At 54.9% G+C, this 16,872-nt stretch carries 17 protein-coding genes and 1 tRNA gene; all 18 read right to left on the reverse strand.

The features are described from left to right. Window positions 1–397: 397 nt before the first annotated feature. The gene (locus AB1500_10570; GenBank protein ID MEW6183598.1) at window positions 398–832 is read right to left on the reverse strand and encodes a universal stress protein; all 435 of its coding nucleotides are present in this window, start codon (window positions 830–832) and stop codon (window positions 398–400) included. Between the two features lie 105 nt (window positions 833–937). Further along, a complete protein-coding gene (locus tag AB1500_10575; GenBank protein MEW6183599.1) occupies window positions 938–2,338 on the reverse strand; it encodes a sigma-54 dependent transcriptional regulator in 1,401 nt (466 codons plus the stop codon). Further along, window positions 2,316–4,208, reverse strand: coding sequence for a two-component system sensor histidine kinase AtoS (gene atoS / locus AB1500_10580; protein MEW6183600.1), 1,893 nt, complete (start codon window positions 4,206–4,208; stop codon window positions 2,316–2,318). Before atoS ends, AB1500_10575 begins: the two co-directional genes overlap by 23 nt. Window positions 4,209–4,376: 168 nt before the next feature. Continuing rightward, the gene (locus AB1500_10585) at window positions 4,377–5,468 is read right to left on the reverse strand and encodes a sulfite exporter TauE/SafE family protein (GenBank protein ID MEW6183601.1); all 1,092 of its coding nucleotides are present in this window, start codon (window positions 5,466–5,468) and stop codon (window positions 4,377–4,379) included. Between the two features lie 18 nt (window positions 5,469–5,486). Next, entirely contained in the window at window positions 5,487–5,726 is a 240-nt protein-coding gene (locus AB1500_10590) for a hypothetical protein (protein ID MEW6183602.1), read from the reverse strand. Window positions 5,727–5,994: 268 nt separating this feature from the next. After that, window positions 5,995–6,192: a hypothetical protein gene (locus AB1500_10595; GenBank protein ID MEW6183603.1), complete on the reverse strand. Its 198-nt coding sequence runs from the start codon at window positions 6,190–6,192 to the stop codon at window positions 5,995–5,997. A gap of 49 nt (window positions 6,193–6,241) precedes the next feature. Next, window positions 6,242–6,442: a hypothetical protein gene (locus AB1500_10600; protein ID MEW6183604.1), complete on the reverse strand. Its 201-nt coding sequence runs from the start codon at window positions 6,440–6,442 to the stop codon at window positions 6,242–6,244. Between the two features lie 111 nt (window positions 6,443–6,553). Then, on the reverse strand, window positions 6,554–6,880 hold the full coding sequence (locus tag AB1500_10605; GenBank protein ID MEW6183605.1) for a hypothetical protein: 327 nt from the start codon (window positions 6,878–6,880) through the stop codon (window positions 6,554–6,556). Window positions 6,881–7,154: 274 nt separating this feature from the next. Beyond that, window positions 7,155–7,586, reverse strand: coding sequence for a universal stress protein (locus AB1500_10610; GenBank protein MEW6183606.1), 432 nt, complete (start codon window positions 7,584–7,586; stop codon window positions 7,155–7,157). A gap of 400 nt (window positions 7,587–7,986) precedes the next feature. Further along, on the reverse strand, window positions 7,987–10,461 hold the full coding sequence (leuS, locus tag AB1500_10615) for a leucine--tRNA ligase (protein ID MEW6183607.1): 2,475 nt from the start codon (window positions 10,459–10,461) through the stop codon (window positions 7,987–7,989). A gap of 319 nt (window positions 10,462–10,780) precedes the next feature. Next, window positions 10,781–10,855, reverse strand: a tRNA-Ala gene (locus AB1500_10620). Window positions 10,856–10,886: 31 nt separating this feature from the next. After that, window positions 10,887–11,255 carry a ribosome silencing factor gene (gene rsfS, locus AB1500_10625; GenBank protein ID MEW6183608.1) on the reverse strand — a complete coding sequence of 123 codons (369 nt, stop codon included), beginning with the start codon at window positions 11,253–11,255 and terminating at the stop codon, window positions 10,887–10,889. A 32-nt stretch (window positions 11,256–11,287) separates the two neighbouring features. Continuing rightward, a complete protein-coding gene (locus tag AB1500_10630; GenBank protein MEW6183609.1) occupies window positions 11,288–11,551 on the reverse strand; it encodes an RNA-binding protein in 264 nt (87 codons plus the stop codon). Window positions 11,552–11,756: 205 nt separating this feature from the next. Continuing rightward, on the reverse strand, window positions 11,757–12,365 hold the full coding sequence (nadD, locus tag AB1500_10635; GenBank protein ID MEW6183610.1) for a nicotinate-nucleotide adenylyltransferase: 609 nt from the start codon (window positions 12,363–12,365) through the stop codon (window positions 11,757–11,759). A 546-nt stretch (window positions 12,366–12,911) separates the two neighbouring features. After that, the gene (locus tag AB1500_10640) at window positions 12,912–13,400 is read right to left on the reverse strand and encodes an HIT domain-containing protein (protein MEW6183611.1); all 489 of its coding nucleotides are present in this window, start codon (window positions 13,398–13,400) and stop codon (window positions 12,912–12,914) included. Window positions 13,401–13,644: 244 nt separating this feature from the next. Continuing rightward, window positions 13,645–14,772, reverse strand: coding sequence for a glutamate 5-kinase (gene proB / locus AB1500_10645; GenBank protein MEW6183612.1), 1,128 nt, complete (start codon window positions 14,770–14,772; stop codon window positions 13,645–13,647). A 269-nt stretch (window positions 14,773–15,041) separates the two neighbouring features. Next, window positions 15,042–16,307 carry a GTPase ObgE gene (gene obgE, locus AB1500_10650; protein MEW6183613.1) on the reverse strand — a complete coding sequence of 422 codons (1,266 nt, stop codon included), beginning with the start codon at window positions 16,305–16,307 and terminating at the stop codon, window positions 15,042–15,044. A 3-nt stretch (window positions 16,308–16,310) separates the two neighbouring features. After that, the gene (locus AB1500_10655; protein ID MEW6183614.1) at window positions 16,311–16,835 is read right to left on the reverse strand and encodes a Spo0B domain-containing protein; all 525 of its coding nucleotides are present in this window, start codon (window positions 16,833–16,835) and stop codon (window positions 16,311–16,313) included. Window positions 16,836–16,872: the final 37 nt, after the last annotated feature.

Raw genomic sequence — 16,872 nt, forward strand, 5'->3', positions numbered from 1 at the left:
ATACCGATAATAAACGTGGAAACCAATAAGAGTACGGGCCATACCCACCAGGCGGTGGTGCTGCTTGCGCCCGCTGCGGTTGCGGCGGTAGACATGGCTTCCGGCGCCGCCGAGGCGACGTGGGCCAGGGCCACCGCGCTCGCTGGAATAATTTCGAACATATCTATTTCTCCCTTATCATGGTAATATGAAATAACGCTGAAATACTCATTTTTATATCTAGGTCTAACTGTCTAAGGAACGCATGTGATTTAAAGCACATATACGGATAAAAAAATTTCGGTCGTTATAATTCACTTAATAATTCAATTGTTCTCCTTTTAACTTTCACCTCCTTTTTCTGAAATTCTTTATCTATGATTATCAATCCAGATTGACAAGAAGCAGACAAGCTATCTTATTTAACCACTATTACGGGCTGTTTAGCCAGTTGAAGAACCTTATGGCAGATTCCCCCGAGCACCAGTTCCTGAATGGCGCCCGTACCCCTACTGCCCATTACGATTACGTCGGGCTGCTTCTCTTCGGCGTAGTCGATGATTGAAGTCACGGGATCGCCGGTGAGAACAACCGTTTCAACGTCGGCGCCGCTTTCCGCCAGCGCGCTTTTAGCCTTTTCCAGACCGCCGGCCACTCCTTGCTTGGCCTTGGTGATGGCTTCCTCCTGTTTCTCTTCGGATAAGGTTAAAAAACCCCAGGCCCCTGTTTTCCAGAACTCTACAATCTGCAAGACTGTAACCTGAACCCCGGAATCCAGGCGCGCCAGTCTTCCCCCGAAATTCACCGCCCGCATCGCGTTCTCGGAACCGTCAAAGAGAACCAGAACCTTCATAACACCCGCCCTCCTTTGAATAATTTATGCACTTGTTCGGCGTAAGTTTTCTTTTTCCTGCTGTGAAAGTGAATATTTTCACTAAAATTTTTGTTTTTTCTTCGCCTATTCGCCCCGTTCGTCAGCTGGAAGCTCAAGATCGAGGCCATGCTCTTTGATCTTTGCGTAAAGGGTGCGCCGGTTTATCCCCAGCACCTGGGCGGTCTTCGTGCGGTTGTAATGGTGTTCCTGAAGCGCGCGAAGGATTATGTTGCGCTCCACGTCGCATAGGATCTCCTGCAGCGTTTGTCCCGTCCACTTCTCCTCGGCGTTTGCCACCCTAAAGTCCGGGTGCAGGGAGGTGGGGATATCCTCCGGGGTGATTACCATCCCTCGGGTTAAAACCACGGCGCGCTCACAAATGTTTCTCAGTTCACGGACATTACCCGGCCAATCATATGCCTCAAGGAGTTGGAGAGCCTCGTCCGAGACCCCCTTCACCGGTTTTTCAAGTTTTGTAGACGCCTGTTGAATAAAGTATTTTACAAACAGCTGGATGTCCTCTTTCCGCTCCCGCAGCGGCGGTACCCGTATGGTCACTACGTTTAAGCGGTAGAAGAGGTCCGCCCTGAATGCACCCTCACATACCATTTCCGACAGATCCCGGTTCGTCGCCACTATGATCCGCGCATCCACCTTGATGGTCTTCGTGCCGCCCACACGGTCCAATTCCTTCTCCTGAAGCACCCGCAAGAGCTTGGCCTGCATCGCGAGCGGGATTTCACCGATTTCGTCGAGGAACAGCGTACCGCCGTGCGCAAGCTCAAACTTCCCCAGTTTCCGGCCGGCGGCACCGGTGAAAGCGCCTTTTTCGTACCCGAAGAGCTCGCTTTCCAAAAGATTTTCCGGTATCGCAGCGCAATTGATCCGGACGAAGGGGCCCTCCTTGCGCCTGCTGTTCCGATGGATCGCCCCGGCCACAAGCTCTTTCCCGGTACCGGTTTCACCCACGATCAGAATGGTATAGTCGGTATCGGCAAACTTACCGATCTGCTTATATACCTCGTGCATGGCGGCGGAACGCCCTATCAGCTCCTCTATCCTTTCCCCCGGCGCCTTTCCGGCGAGCTCCTGCCTCAGGGCTTTCATCTCCCGCGCCATCTGGTCGACCTTGACCGCCTTTTTAACCGTAAGGACGACCTCATCGATGTTAAAAGGTTTGAGAACATAGTCAAAGGCCCCCAGTTTCATGGCCTGGATCGCGGTATCGGTTGTCCCGTAAGCCGTCATCACTATCACCGGAACGTTGTATCCTTCAAACCGGACCTTGGCGAAAAACTCCAGGCCGTCGATGTCAGGCATCCTTACGTCGACCATAACGGCGTTGATCTCTTGGCCCCCGTAAAGGATTTCCAGTGCCTCTGAAGCATGCAACGCTACGGAAACCTTATAACCTTCCGATTCCAAAAGGTCGTGCAACATCCGGCAGACGCTTTCTTCATCGTCAACCACCAGTATCCGCAGCATTTTCCACCACCTCCTCCACCCTGGGAATGCACACCCGCATTATGGTACCGGACCCCACCCTGCTTTTAACATCAATATATCCCCCGTGCGCCTCGACGATCTCGTGGGCCAGCGCCAACCCCAGGCCGCTTCCCCGAGCCTTGGTGGTAAAAAACGGGTCAAAAATGCGCGAAAGGTTTTCCGGCGGGATCCCGCAGCCGGTATCGGCCACGGTAACCACAACATACCGGTTGTCGGGGCTCGGTCCCGTTTTCACCCGTACAACACCTCCCTCGGGCATCGCGTGATAAGCATTATAAATGATATTCGTCAAAACTTGCTGCATTTGCTCCGGGTCCACTTTTGCCGGCGGCAGGTCGCTCATCAGCCTGGTGTGAACCTCTACTCTACTGCCATATGCCTCGCCTACGAACTGCAAAACCCGCTCCACCAGGAGGTTAAGGTTGTAAGGCTGAAACTTTGACTCCGCCGGTCTCGCGAAAAAAAGAAGTTTATCCACGATGGCGTTAAGGCGCATCGTTTCCTGGGCCACCGTGGAAAGTGCTTCCGGCGTTGTCTTGCCGCGCCGCTGCCAGATTTGGATATAACCGCTGATCGAGGTAAGGGGGTTGCGGATCTCATGGGCTACACCCGCCACAAACTTTCCGAGAGCCGCCAGGCGTTCCTGCCGTTTCATACGCTCTTCCAGATGGTTGCGTTCGGTTACGTCCTTGAAGGTAAGCACCGCGCCTATAAGGTTCCCCGCCTGGTTGGTCAGTGGATTGCTTCCTACGATGAGTTCCCGTTCCCCGTCGGAGAAGGCCGGTTTCTCAGAAACCGGGTCGCTGCCCTGAGCCGTCGCGGCCAGCGCCGGGTATCTAACTGTAAAATCGGTGACCGTCTCCCGGTCGGAAAGCGCCCGCTTCAGAACCGAACGGATTGGGTCATCCTCCGGAAAGACCTTCCCGAAATACTGTCCCAGGACTTCCTCCGGGACGAGACCGAGAATTTCCGCCGCGTTCGGGTTAACCATAACCAGGCGCCCTTTCAGATCTGTCGCCAGAACCCCCGCGTCTACATTATCCAGAATGACCTCGTTGTAACTGCGCATCTGTTCCAGCCGTCCGGCAAGGTGGTTGACGGCCGTGGCGATTTCGCCCAACTCACCGAAAGCGGGAGGAAGCCGGTAACTCAGGTCCCCTTCGAGGTTGGCCAAACCTTCCTTCACCCGGCTGATAACCTCCAGGAACCGGTTCAGCAGGAAGAAAAAGCCGCCCACACCGATAATAATTCCGGCAAAGATGGTAAGATAGGCCTCACGGCGCATCCTGCCCAGGCGCTGGTAAACATCCCTTGCGTTTTCCTGCGCCACCACCGCTCCTATCACCTTTCCCCCGCGGATTAACGGCCGGTAGATCTCTATAAGTCCTGAACCTCCCAGGCCGACCACGTTCTTTTGCGGCTGTTTGGATTTGATAGTTTGCTCAATATCCGTCTTGCGGCGCATGGAGAAGTTTTCCCCGTAGGTTTCCGTCTTGCCGTTAATAATCACGTCCAGCTCGAGAGAGTAAAAACCAAGTTCAACACCCGGAAAATCCACGGATACCGAATCCAATACAGGCTTTAACTCGTTATTGAGCACCTTAACTTTATCCCTGTTCCGCGCGTTCGCCGGCACATGTTTTTCTTCGAGGATATTATCGAACGTGTTCTGAAACCGCTGGTCAAGAACGTACAACGCGTGTTCCAGCTTTGCCTGGTCGCCCTCCACCATACCGTGTTCCGCCCGCTGCACCACATGCAGCATGTAGAAGCTTAAAAGGCTCGGAAAACCCAAAAGGATTATCGTAAACAAAAGCAATTGCCGGCTAAAGCCGAGTTTACCCCGCAAAACAACCACCTTTCATCCCCTGCCTCAGTACCAAAGTTCTTATTCTCTACAGGCCCGGGAAAACCTTTTAGTACGATTTGGTGGTGCATTCCGTAATCTGCCATGTCTGGTGTGAAACGAATCCCACCCCCGTCCGGAGGTGGGATTCGTATATGAAGCCCTTTTATTTTAGTGCGAAGCCCGTGCCGGCGCGCCGACCGCCGCGGTTTTTTCCGCGCGTCGCCCCCGCGCCATCGCGCCCAGGATGATAACCCCCGAAACCAGGAGCGACAGCAGCATTATATAGAAACTGGTTCTGTCAAGGTAATGCGCCGCCGTCCCGCCGAGCGCTAATAGGTTCAAATCTTTCAGATAAACCGGGACCATCAGGACACGGCTCACCATCACGATAAGCATCACCGTAGCCATCACCAGCTTTATGACCCAGTCCTTTACGAAACTGGTGCCGATGGCGCCGAGCTGCACTCCGAAGAGCGAGCCGGAAAGGATCAGGAGCACGATCCGCAGGTCCACAAAGCCCGCCATAGCCCAGGTAAGGCTGCCGGCAAGCCCCATCACGAAGGCGATGATCAATTCGGTTCCGGTCCCGACAAAGCCGGAGGCGCCAAGGATATAAATCATGGCCGGAACACCGATGAAGCCGCCCACCGCAATCGTCGCCGCCAGCAAACCCGTAGCGAACCCGAGCGGCACGGTGATCCAGAAACTTACCCGTGTCTTCGCTGTCCTGAAGCTGATCATAGGCGGTATATTCAGTCTCTGCGCCCAGAGCTTCTCCGTTCGTTTTTCCGGTTGCGCCGGAGCCTCTTCCTCACTCTTGCACCGGAAGGCGTCCCGGAGCACCGACGCCCCGACCAGGCCGAGTACCAGAATAAACACGGCGCTGATATAAAGGTTGGAACCCGCTTCTCCCCAGGTGTGCAGTATCCATTTCTGAACCACGATTCCTACCTGGACTCCGATTATGGCCGAAATCCCCATGATCAACCCGAGCAGTACGTCCACGTGCCCGTATTTATGCCGCTTCAGCGCCCCCACCAGAGCCTTCGGGAACTTGTGGCACATGTTGCTGGCCACCGCCATCGGCCCCGGTACACCCACGCTCATCATCCCCGGCGTCAGAACGAACGCCCCGCCGCTCCCGATGAAGCCGCTCAGGAGACCGGCAAAGAAACCGAGTGTAGGCAAGAAAGCTTTCATCGCCGGCGTTAGTTGTACAAATTGTTTCACCGCATTCGGATCCACGGCATATCCCGCCATACTAATCCACCCCCTCGCTTAATGCTTTTTTCCCTGAATCCCGATTACTTCCCAAAAAGTGCCCGCAAAGTTGCCGTAGATAAGAGAGACACAGATTGCTATCCCCACGATAATGGACGCCTTGATAATGCCGCCTTTCGCGAGATAATCCTGGAGCGTTTCCGCATTAAGGAAGAATAACGCGTAAAGCGCGATTGATAATACCGCATACAGGATAAACTTACCTACCGGTCTATTTTGGCTGGTTGAATCGGCCACCTGCAATCCCTCCTTGTAAGGCATTCCCATAAGTGCGTTTTAACCATCTTATTAAATTGTGCTTAAAATCACTAGTTCCCTGAAAAAAGGGGGCGAAACTTGCCTCGCCGTCTAGAAACTATGCCCAACAGCGCCTTAGGCGCTTCTGTCCACTCGTCATCTATTTGCTCAGTTTGCAGCTGTTCAGCCGGTCACCTACACTTACAGAACGCGGTGGGAAATGAGCAGTGCGTTGTTTATCACCGCGCCCCCCGGAGTACCTGAATAGCTACCTTAGTCTCAATGCCACCTCCCCTATCAGGTAAAGCGCGCCCAACCCCGCAACCGTGCCGATGATTACCCAGAGATCAAACACGGAAAGGTCGAGCCGCACCGCCAGTTTTTGCATCCAAGAACGCCGGTTTTCAACGGCGGCCGTTGCCTTACTCTTTGTCATTACATCGCCCGCTGACAGTTTAACTGCCATTTTTGAAATCATCCCCATCCCTTTTATTTATTTTCCCAAACCTGTTCGCCTACCCGGCAAGTGTCGCCGCCAGTTCTCCGATCAGGTAGAGCGCGCCCAATCCCGCAACCGTACCCGCAATGACCCAGAGATCCAAAACCGAGAGATCAAACCGCACCGCCAACCGCTGCATCCAGGTACGCCGGTTTTTAATCGCAGCCTTGGCCTTACTTTTCACCATCGCTTCGTCCGCCGTGAGTTTTACCGCCATCCGAACCATCCTCCTTTAGATTTTTTAAAAAGAGGGGTATGGCGGCCGACCCTTTGAATCGGCCAGCCATACTACCACGATAAGGGCTTTGTTTTCAAGCAACAGCGACTGCTAGACCGCGTATGTGTTTTCATCGAACCCTTTTTCCGCCGCATCGTTTATCCCGGTTACCAACTGCCTGACCAGTGAGAACGCTATGTAATGTTCAATCAAGAGCATCCACAGACCGTAGAACACGCCGCCCAGAAACAACACCACAAACCCCACAACCACCGCGGTAAGACCCGCATCACTGCCGGGAGCCATTCCCAGTTCCATTTCCACCCTTAGTACGGTCGACCATAAGAAGAAAACGATACAAGCCAGAACCCCCAAGCATATAATCACCTTTAACGAGTTGAAACGCCTTCGGCGGCCTTCCGTTTTGTCTGTTTTCAAGATGCAGGTCGCCTCCATATTGATTTTTGTTTCTCAATTAAATATAAAGTGCAAAAAGCGTGCCAAATTGGAACCGGCCCGGGAAACAAGAGGGGGACGCCTTTTATGACTTGAGGCGTCCCCCTTTTTATCAAGAGTATGGGAGTTTATTTCCCACCGGCGGGTGAAATTATCCCACCCTTATAGTACGGCTTGGGGCTGAATGGCTTTTATAAAAACTAAAGAGGAATCCATTAAAGGAATTCCTCTTCCGAGATGATACGCTTATTATTGCTTACTTTCCGAGGAAAACAGGACACTCGGCCAGCTGCAGCACTTGCTGGCTGACGCCGCCGAGCAGGAGTTCCTTTAAAGGATTGGTCCCTCTCCGCCCCATCACGATTAATTCATAGTTTCCTTCCTTGACCGCCGTCACTATCTCCTGGGCGGGGTTTCCCACTTTAACGACCGGCGTTCCCTCGATGCCGGCCTCTTGCAAGATCGCCAGGGCTTTGTCAAGATCGCCTTTCGCGCGCTTCTTTTCCGCCGCTTCAAGCTCTCCGGCCGAAGCCCAGGGGACGTAGACGATGCTCGGGTCAGCCGGGGGTACGACCTCGATCACCGCCACCTGGGTCAACTGCGAAAGTTTCAGAACATCCACCGCCCGGCGGAGCGAAGCGTAAGCGTTTTCGGAACCGTCTATTGCCCCCAGTATGCGTCTGAACATCAACAAACCTCCTCAGAAAATAGTACTTCTTTCGGTGGACTCGGCGATAAGCAACGCATTGCTGCGTGTTTCAGAAGTCAGATGCATGATGTCGTAAGTCACAATTCTTGAAGGAATTCGCAGTTGCGAATTCCCACTTTAAATCTGACCTCTGATTTCTGGTATCTGACCTCTGAACCCAGTACGCTCCGGTTCGTCTCCGCAGGTCTTCCTTGCACTGCATCACTTCTCGCCGCGTTCCGTTTATGATACTCTTCTGCATCTAAGTAACCAGCTTACGGGTCGCCCCATTTTCAGATTTCGTGGTGTCGCCGCAGGCGACATGTGGGACTCCCTTTACAAACTTCGTATTCCTGAATATATGATTTAGCAAAAAGCTTGCCAAAATAGAAGTCGCTACTTATTTTACCACGATGTTTACCAGTTTGCCCGGAACGGTTATAACCTTTACCATATCTTTATCCCTAAGCATTTCCTGAATACGGGGTTCGCGAAGGGCTTCTTCCCTCATCTCCTCCGACCCGGCTTCCGCCGGCACTATGATTCGGCTGCGCACCTTCCCGTTTATCTGAACCACAACGGTAACCTTGTCCTGAACAAGGTGCGCAGGGGCATACTCCGGCCAGGATTGCCGGTGAACGCTGTCTGTGTTTCCAAGACGTTCCCACAACTCCTCGCAGATGTAAGGAGCAAAAGGTGCAAGAAGGATAGGAAGTGTTTGACACGCTTCCCGCAAGGCCCCGGCATCCCGGTCGCTCGCGGGAACGCAATCATAAAAACGATAAATCCCGTTGACCAGTTCCATAATGGCGCTGACGGCGGTGTTTAAGCTAAACCGCTCAATGTCCTCGGTGACCCTCTTAATCGTGATGTGGGTAAGCCGCCGGAGTTCCCGGTTGACCCCGATGAGCTTATCCTTTGGAGCGACCGCCCCTTTTATCTCCGGCAACACAGAATCGACCAACCGCCAGACGCGGTTTAAAAACCGGGCGCAGCCCTCCACTCCCTGGTCACTCCACTCAAGGTCGCGTTCCGGCGGCGCGGCGAACAGAATGAAAAGTCGGGTTGTATCCACCCCGTATTTTGTCATAATATCCTCGGGGCTAACGATGTTTCCTTTGGATTTGGACATCTTGGCCCCGTCTTTGAGGACCATCCCCTGGGTCAAAAGGTTGGTGAAAGGCTCCGTGCAGTCAACCAGGCCGGCGTCATTAAAAAACTTTGTAAAGAAGCGGGAATAGAGCAGGTGGAGAATGGCGTGTTCGACGCCACCGATGTATTGGTCCACCGGGAGCCAGCGGTTAACCTTGTCTTTGTCCCACGGCGCGCTTTCCTCCCGGGCGCTCGCGTAACGAAAATAATACCACGACGAACAAATGAACGTGTCCATGGTATCGGTCTCCCGCTCGGCGGGAGCACCGCAACGCGGACAGGAGGTATTAACGAATTCCGGGCAGCTTTTTAAGGGTGACTCGCCGGTGGGCTTAAAAGCCACTTCATACGGCAACAGCACCGGCAGGTTTTCCTCCGGAACCGGCACGGCGCCGCACCGCCCGCAGTAAACCACCGGGATGGGCGCCCCCCAGTAACGCTGCCGGGATATCAACCAGTCCCTCAGACGGTAGTTCAACCGCCCCTTCCCCAAACCCTTTTCCTCCAGGTAGGCGGTGATTTCTCTGATCGCCGCACGGTTGCCCATCCCTACAAAGTGACCGGAATTGACAAGGATACCCTCGTCAACGTACGCCTCCGTCATCGTCTCCGGGGAAAGCTCCCTGTCCCCGGGCTGAATGACCACCCTTACCGGAAGCCCGTACTTCTTAACGAATTCAAAGTCCCTCTGGTCATGCGCCGGTACGCCCATTACGGCCCCGGTGCCGTATTCCATAAGAACGTAATTGGCGATGAATACCGGAACCCTTTCCCGGGTCAACGGATTCTCGCAATAAGCGCCGATAAAAAGGCCGTTTTTCTCGCCTTCGCCGGCTGTACGCATCAGCTCGCTCAGGTTTTTCGCCTGGGTTACGAACCCCTCAACCGCAGTCTTTTTATCCGGCGTCGTCAGTTTTTCGACCAGGGGGTGCTCCGGTGCAAGGGCCATGTAAGTAACTCCGTAAAGCGTGTCCGGACGGGTCGTGTAAACGATTATATTTTCTCCCGTTCCCGGGACCGGGAAAGAGGCTTCCGCACCTTGGCTTCTGCCGATCCAGTTTTCCTGCATCACCTTGACCTTATCAGGCCATCCTGGCAGTTTTTCGAGGTCATCGAGCAGGCGCTCGGCGTATGCGGTAATCCTTAAGAACCACTGCGCCAGTTCGCGCCGCTCCACCGGCGTCTTGCAGCGCTCGCAGCCACCGCCCACCACCTGTTCGTTGGCCAGCACCGTCGCGCACGAAGGGCACCAGTTTACCGGCGCTTTTTTCTTATAGGCCAATCCCCGGTGAAGGAATTGAAGGAACAGCCACTGCGTCCAGCGGTAGTAATCCGGGTGGCAGGTGGCAAATTCCCGTCGCCAGTCATAGCTGACCCCGAGTTTTTTAAGCTGCTGCCGCATGGTTGCGATATTGTCCCATGTCCAGTCACGCGGGTGAACACCGTGCTTTATAGCCGCGTTCTCCGCCGGCAGCCCGAAGGCGTCCCATCCCATCGGATGCAGCACATCGTTGCCCTGCATTGTTTTAAACCTGGCCACAACGTCACCGATGGCGTAGTTCCGGACGTGCCCCATGTGCAGCTTCCCCGAAGGGTACGGGAACATTTCCAGACAGTAATATTTCGGCCTGTCGCTGAAATCTTCTATGTTGTACAATCCTGTTCTATCCCAGCGCTCACGCCATTTCTTCTCTACGGTGCGAAAAGGATACCTTTCTTCCACCAGTCTCCTCCCTCTAAAATAAGCGTTCTTCCGTAGGGCGCGGCGATGAGTTCCTAGTCGCGTTTCTTTATGTTATACTACTGCAGCTAAGCAACACGCTTACGGGTCTACATTTTCATCCTTCGTGGCGCCGCGCTGAATGCGTCATAAGGGACTCCTAAAAAAGACGTCAGACGCAGGAGGTCGGATGTCGGAGCCATCAGGAATCCGCCGCACGAATCCCACTTTCTTTCAACTCGTGACTTCTGACTTCCGGCTTCTGACTTCTGACTTGAAAAATAAGAGCCTCTCTGAGACAAGAGGCTTTGGGCAAAACCTTTGGTGGAGCTGGCGGGAATTGAACCCGCGACCTTTTCCATGCCAAGGAAACGCGCTCCCACTGCGCTACAGCCCCACGCAAAACAATTATAAGTGACAAACCCCTCTCAGGTCAAGCCGTTGACTACCGGTCTCAACACCGGCGCATCGTGCCACAGACGTTCGAGACCGTAGAACTCGCGCTCCTCCTCTAGAAAGATGTGTACCACAATATCCCCGTAATCCAACAACACCCAGTGGCCGTCGCGGAACCCTTCCCGGCGAAGAACCGGTACGTTCTGCTCCGTAAGCTTTTCCTGGATGTGCTCGGCAATTGCCTTGACCTGAACCGTCGACCTGCCGCTCAACAAGACAAAATAATCTGAGATTGGTGTTAGGTTCCCAACATGTAAAATAAGGACATCGAACGCTTTCTTTTCCCCTGCGGCCCGGACGATCAGGTCAAGCAAACCCTGGGGACCTACGTCCAACATCATTCCCCCTCTGAAAACCACTATCCAAAATAAGCTTACCGCCTGACGTCGTTCTGCCGCTCCCGGGCCTCGTTAACAACAATAACCCGGCCGCCGAACTCCGTGCCGTTGAGAGCGTTGATCATTGCGTCCGCGTCCTCATCGCGCACTTCGACAAAGCCGAAACCACGGGAACGCCCGGTTTGCCGGTCGGAAATAATCCGGCTGGATAGCACCTCGCCGTAAGACGCAAAGGCCTCTTGGAGATCCTCGGCCTTGGTCGACCACGGAAGGTTGCCCACGTAAAGGGTCCGCGCCACTTAATTCACCTCTTTCCCTTTTGAAAATTATTATTAGCAGCGGGAAACACCCCGATGCACCTCTGGGATGTCCGGACTCACCGGCCATCCCTAAAAGGTCGCCTTATTGCACATATGGATTGGGGGTGGTTGGGGGAATAATCGCAACCAGTATTCGTCAGAATGCGCTTTCCCGTTTCCATTACCCGATGCTCGTAATTCAAATTCATGCTTTTACCGTTCGGTATAACCCGTGTCGTATGATATAATCCTCCACCGTCTCGGGAAGGAGGTACTTAACCGGCTTCCCAAAATACACCCGCTCCCGGATTTCCGTTGATGAAACGGCAACCGCGGGGACTTCGACCAGATGAACCCTGCACCGGATTGACTCCGGTAACCGCGCCAGGCGCTCCTGAACCTCTCGGGTGCACCCCGGCCGGATGGCGGATGTTAACCTGCAGAGCCCCAGCAATTCTTCAAACCTGTGCCATGAAGCTATCTCGGCCACCGCATCCGTTCCGGTTAAAAAATAGATCTCCGCTCCAGGATAAAGGCGGCCGTATTCCTTAACCGTGTCCACCGTAAAGGAAGGACCAGGACGGTCGACCTCGATGTCGGACACCTCAAAAAACGGGTTGGAGGCCACCGCCTGACGGACCATCGCCATCCGGTGAACCGCCGGCGAAACCTGATGGCCTGCTTTGTGGGGTGGACGTCCTGCCGGAACAAAGACAACCTTCGCGAGTTCCAACTCGTGCCGGACCGCTTCTGCAGCCGCCAGGTGACCATAATGAATAGGGTCAAACGTACCGCCCATCAAACCTAGTCGCATTTTTTGGTACCTATTTTATTTGGTCTAAATTATAACCGCTTTGTCAAAAACAATCAACAAAAACCCGGTTTTTTACCGAAAATTAGAACTTTTTCAACCTACGCTTTTCTTTCCCGGACGCCGGAATTCCCATATTGCATCGCCGGACGCCTGTCAGGTAAAGCATGCTCCTATCATTATACGGCGGGTTCTATCGTAATGGTTACTCCTCTGAAAATAGTGCTTCCTTCGGTGGGCACTGTGATAAGCAACACATTGCTGTGTCCGCCGGGGGAGTCGAATCCTCACGTACGCACCTAGTACGCTCCGGTTTGTCTCCGCCCGCCTTCCTTGCACTGCATCACTTCTCGCCGCGTTCCGCCTTTGTTACGTTTACTGCTTCTAAGTAACCAGATTAAGGGTCTTCATTTTCATTATTCCGTTGGTGCAGGCTAAAGTCCCGCATGTGGGAACTGAGGACTTAATTTATGATTCGTGCTTCCCGACTCGTGACTCGTGAATTTCTATTAGTTCTCCTCCGTGTGCTCTGTGTCTCTGTGGTTAATCCTACCCACCAGCTTCCAGCGCTTCCTTTAATTTTGCGTAAGTCCGGTCAAGGCTCTCGGAAACCACCTTGACGTCGCCGATCACCGGCATAAAGCTTGTATCCCCGTCCCACCTGGGCACGATATGAATATGGAAATGCCCGGGGTAACCCGCCCCGGCAACACGCCCGAGATTAATGCCGATGTTGAAGCCGTGCGGTCCCATCACCCGCCGCATCAGGTCGACCATCTCCTGAGTAAGCTGGAAGAGGGCGAGTGACTCTTCCGGCGTAAGCTCGGTGATGTCCGAAGCGTGCCGGTTCGGCGATACCATAAGGTGCCCGCTGTTGTAAGGGAAGATGTTAAGCAGCACAAAACACAGCTCCCGCCGTACCAGCAGATGATTTTCCGCGTCCCGGTCGTCCTTAAGTTTATCGCAAAAAATGCATTCCCCTTCGCGCTTGTCCTTTGTTATGTAAACCGCCCGCCAGGGCGCCCATAGTGTTTCCATCACCATCCCCCATCTAACAAATATTAGTGAACCCTGTAGGGCGTGGCGATAAGCGGCGCATAGCTGCGTCAAATGATCGAGCCGAATCCTCACGTACAATCCGGTACGCTCCGGTTCGCCCCGACCATCTTCCTTGCTCTGCTTGCTTCTCGCCACGTTCCGCATTTGTAGCATTTTGCGCTTTGATGTTTTACAAATACGCGTGCTCTGGACATTGACGGCAACCTGAAGTGTATATGGTTTTTTACTGAACATTCGCAACAAGATTATTTCGGTGAATCACTTCGTCGTAAGGCTGCGCCCCAATAAGCTGAGCGATGCGCGAGGTCTTGGCTCCCTTAATCCGGTCGACCTCCGAGGCTGAATAGTTGACCAGCCCTCTTGCGATCTCCCGCCCCTGTGGATCGACGACGCTCACGGGGTGCCCGGCTTCAAAATCACCTTCAACCCTTACAACACCCGACGGGAGAAGGCTTTTCCCCCCTTCCGTCAGCGCCCTGGCTGCGCCGTCATCGACGTAAATACGACCCTGGACGGTTGCGCCGAACAGTATCCAGCGTTTCCGTCCCTCCATCCGTTCGGCCGGCCGGAACACCGTACCGACGTTTTCGCCCGCAAGCACCCGTCGGATGATGTCATCCGCGGCCGCCGCCGCGACAACCATCACCGCCCCGCTTCGGCCGACCATCTGCGCCGCCTGAAACTTGGTCGCCATTCCGCCGGTACCTACCGCGGAACCGCACCCACCGGCAAGCTTTTCAATTTCCGCGGTAATCCCCGCGACCTCGGGAATCAACCGGGCATCGGGGTCCTTGCGGGGATCGCCCGTATAAAGCCCGTCCACATCCGACAGTATCAGGAGCATCTCGGCTTCTACAAGGTCCCCGACAAGCGCCGAGAGGGTATCGTTATCGCCGAACCGGATTTCGTCAACGGCCACGGTATCATTTTCGTTGATAATAGGGAAGACCCGGAGCTTTAGAAGAGTAAGGAGCGTGTTGCGGGCGTTCAGGAACCGTCGCCGGTCGGAAAAATCGTCCCGTGTAAGCAGCACCTGGCCCACCGTAATCCTGTGTTCCGCAAAAAGCTTCTCATATCTCTGAAGCAAGAGACCCTGTCCGACCGCGGCGCAGGCCTGTTTCTCGGGGATCGTCCTGGGACGCGATTTAAATCCGAGACGTCCCATTCCGGCACCGACCGCGCCTGAGGTAACCAGCAGGACCTCCCGTCCCTCGTTGTGCGCGACGGCCAGTTCTCGGACAAGCTTAGCGATCTGCCCGAGGTTCAGCTTCCCCGTTTTATTGGTCAGGGAACTTGTGCCGACTTTGACCACAATCCGTTTAAAACGGCTGAAATCCCTAGGTTTGCCCAAGGATTACGCTCCTCCTTCGAAAATAGACCAACCGCCAATCCAGCACTCAGGCTCTGAGTGCTGGACAAGAACCCATGTATCAAGAATAAAATTATATGATAACACTTAACTCGCTGGTTCCACGTAAATTTTCATTCGACGTGGTGCCGCCTAAGGCGGCATGGACGACTCCCTTTCAAACCTGCAGGTTTACGCTGACGCCGTTACGGGCTGCGCCGTCCGAGCGTGTTTCTTAAAGCCCGTTCACAAAAACGAGACGGCCTCCGCGCCTATGTTTTTTCATCCGGCCAGTACTCGAAATGGTCCTGGCCGATGCGTACCGTCTCCCCCGGTTTTATCCCGGCCGAACGAAGGTTTTCTTCCAGCCCGGTCTGGGAAAAGTACCGTTTTAGCCGGCGGACGGCCTCGGGGTTGTCGAGGTCGGTCATTGCTACCCGACGCTCGATTTCTCTGCTTTCCACCACAAAGACCTCATCTTCCCGGCGCACGCGCAAAGGTTCTTCTACGACTACGGCCCGCGTGAGCTCCACGGGCTCCGGCGCGGGTAACTCCCGCAGATGCGCCGCCACCCGGGACATCAGCCGGTCGAGCCCCTCCCCGGTAACGGCGGAAACCGGATATATCTCCCGGTTACGCAGAGCGGCCCGCAGCCGGTCCAAGTTGGCGCGGCCTTCCGGCAGGTCCATCTTGTTCGCCGCCACCACCTGCGGCCTCAAGGACAGTTCCGGACTATATAGCTCAATTTCGCGGTTGATCGCCGCAACGTTTTCCACCGGGTCCCTGCCGTCGGTACCCGCGGCATCAACCACGTGCACCAGCAGCCGGGTTCGTTCGATATGCCGGAGAAACTGGTGCCCGAGTCCGGCGCCGGAATGCGCGCCCTCGATCAGGCCCGGAAGATCCGCCAGCACAAAGCTCTCCCCCTCGGCCGGTCTAACCACACCGAGATAGGGCTCCATGGTCGTAAACGGATAGTCCGCGATTTTCGGCCGCGCGGCCGATACACGCGACAAGATGGTGGACTTCCCAGCGTTCGGAAAGCCGATCAAGCCTACATCCGCAAGCAGCTTCAGCTCGAGTTCAAGCAGGCGTTCCTCGCCCGGTTCCCCCTTTTCCGCAAAACGGGGCGCCTTCTCCGTAGGGGTGGCAAAGCGGGCGTTTCCACGGCCTCCCCGCCCGCCGCGGGCAACAACGGCTTCCTGCCCGCCGCCTGTAAGGTCGACCAGCAACTCACCTGACGACGCATCGCGGACCACGGTACCGACCGGTACGCGCAGGACGAGGTCGGCGCCGTTTTTCCCGTGCATCTGTTTCCCTTCGCCGTGCCCGCCCCGCTCGGCTCTAAGGTGCCGCTTGGAACGGAAATCTACCAGCGTTCTCAACTCCGCGGCGGCCTGGAGGATAACGTGCCCGCCGCGCCCGCCGTCGCCGCCCGACGGACCGCCGTACGGAACATACTTTTCCCGGCGAAAAGCCACACAGCCGTTTCCACCGTCGCCCGCCTTTACGGAAATTTTCAAATAATCATAAAACATATTCTATCGTTCACCCGGTTGCAACACGACCGTTACCGCGTTTTCCCCGCCAAGTTCGAAGGAAGAGCCGGAATCGGCGGCAGCGTCGCCAACCGTCTCTATTATTTCCCGCCAGTCCCAGGGTCCGGCATAGGTCAAGGCGTAGCCCCCCGGAACGTTACGGCCGGTTATCTTTAACGGCCACTCCCGCCCCGTGCCCGAGACCCGGGAAATCATTGCCGCGTGCAGTTTACGCAAAACGGCCGCATTCGGAACTCCACTCTCCACTAAAGCCTTTTCCAACTCGCAGGAGACTTTGAGCCCCGCGGGAACCGCGTCCATCTGCAAAAGAAGAAGCGCCCAGGAGACCTCCGTCAGGCCCATCTTGGCCACCCGTCCCCGCGTCTCGAACTCTCCCGCCGCCCGCCGGACAGCATCTTTAATCTTATCCGTCCGTCCCAGGTCCACCAGACCGGATACGATCTGAAGATGGTTTAAAAAATCATGGTACTGTCCCCGTAACAACCTCAATGCCTCTTCCAGGTCCATTTCTTCCCCCGTGTTTTTAACCTTATAATTCCGCCGT

It is taken from the genome of Bacillota bacterium, from assembly GCA_040755295.1.
Taxonomy (GTDB): domain Bacteria; phylum Bacillota; class Desulfotomaculia; order Desulfotomaculales; family Ammonificaceae; genus SURF-55.

Excerpts from the sequence above, each read along its gene's own strand:
- nadD (MEW6183610.1), bottom strand. The coding sequence starts at position 12,365 with ATGCGACTAGGTTTGATGGGCGGTACGTTTGACCCTATTCATTATGGT.
- obgE (MEW6183613.1), bottom strand. The coding sequence starts at position 16,307 with ATGTTTTATGATTATTTGAAAATTTCCGTAAAGGCGGGCGACGGTGGA.
- AB1500_10595 (MEW6183603.1), bottom strand. The coding sequence starts at position 6,192 with ATGGCAGTTAAACTGTCAGCGGGCGATGTAATGACAAAGAGTAAGGCA.
- AB1500_10610 (MEW6183606.1), bottom strand. The coding sequence starts at position 7,586 with ATGTTCAGACGCATACTGGGGGCAATAGACGGTTCCGAAAACGCTTAC.
- AB1500_10600 (MEW6183604.1), bottom strand. The coding sequence starts at position 6,442 with ATGGCGGTAAAACTCACGGCGGACGAAGCGATGGTGAAAAGTAAGGCC.
- AB1500_10575 (MEW6183599.1), bottom strand. The coding sequence starts at position 2,338 with ATGCTGCGGATACTGGTGGTTGACGATGAAGAAAGCGTCTGCCGGATG.
- rsfS (MEW6183608.1), bottom strand. The coding sequence starts at position 11,255 with ATGATGTTGGACGTAGGTCCCCAGGGTTTGCTTGACCTGATCGTCCGG.
- AB1500_10585 (MEW6183601.1), bottom strand. The coding sequence starts at position 5,468 with ATGGCGGGATATGCCGTGGATCCGAATGCGGTGAAACAATTTGTACAA.
- AB1500_10570 (MEW6183598.1), bottom strand. The coding sequence starts at position 832 with ATGAAGGTTCTGGTTCTCTTTGACGGTTCCGAGAACGCGATGCGGGCG.
- AB1500_10655 (MEW6183614.1), bottom strand. The coding sequence starts at position 16,835 with ATGGACCTGGAAGAGGCATTGAGGTTGTTACGGGGACAGTACCATGAT.
- AB1500_10640 (MEW6183611.1), bottom strand. The coding sequence starts at position 13,400 with ATGGAAACACTATGGGCGCCCTGGCGGGCGGTTTACATAACAAAGGAC.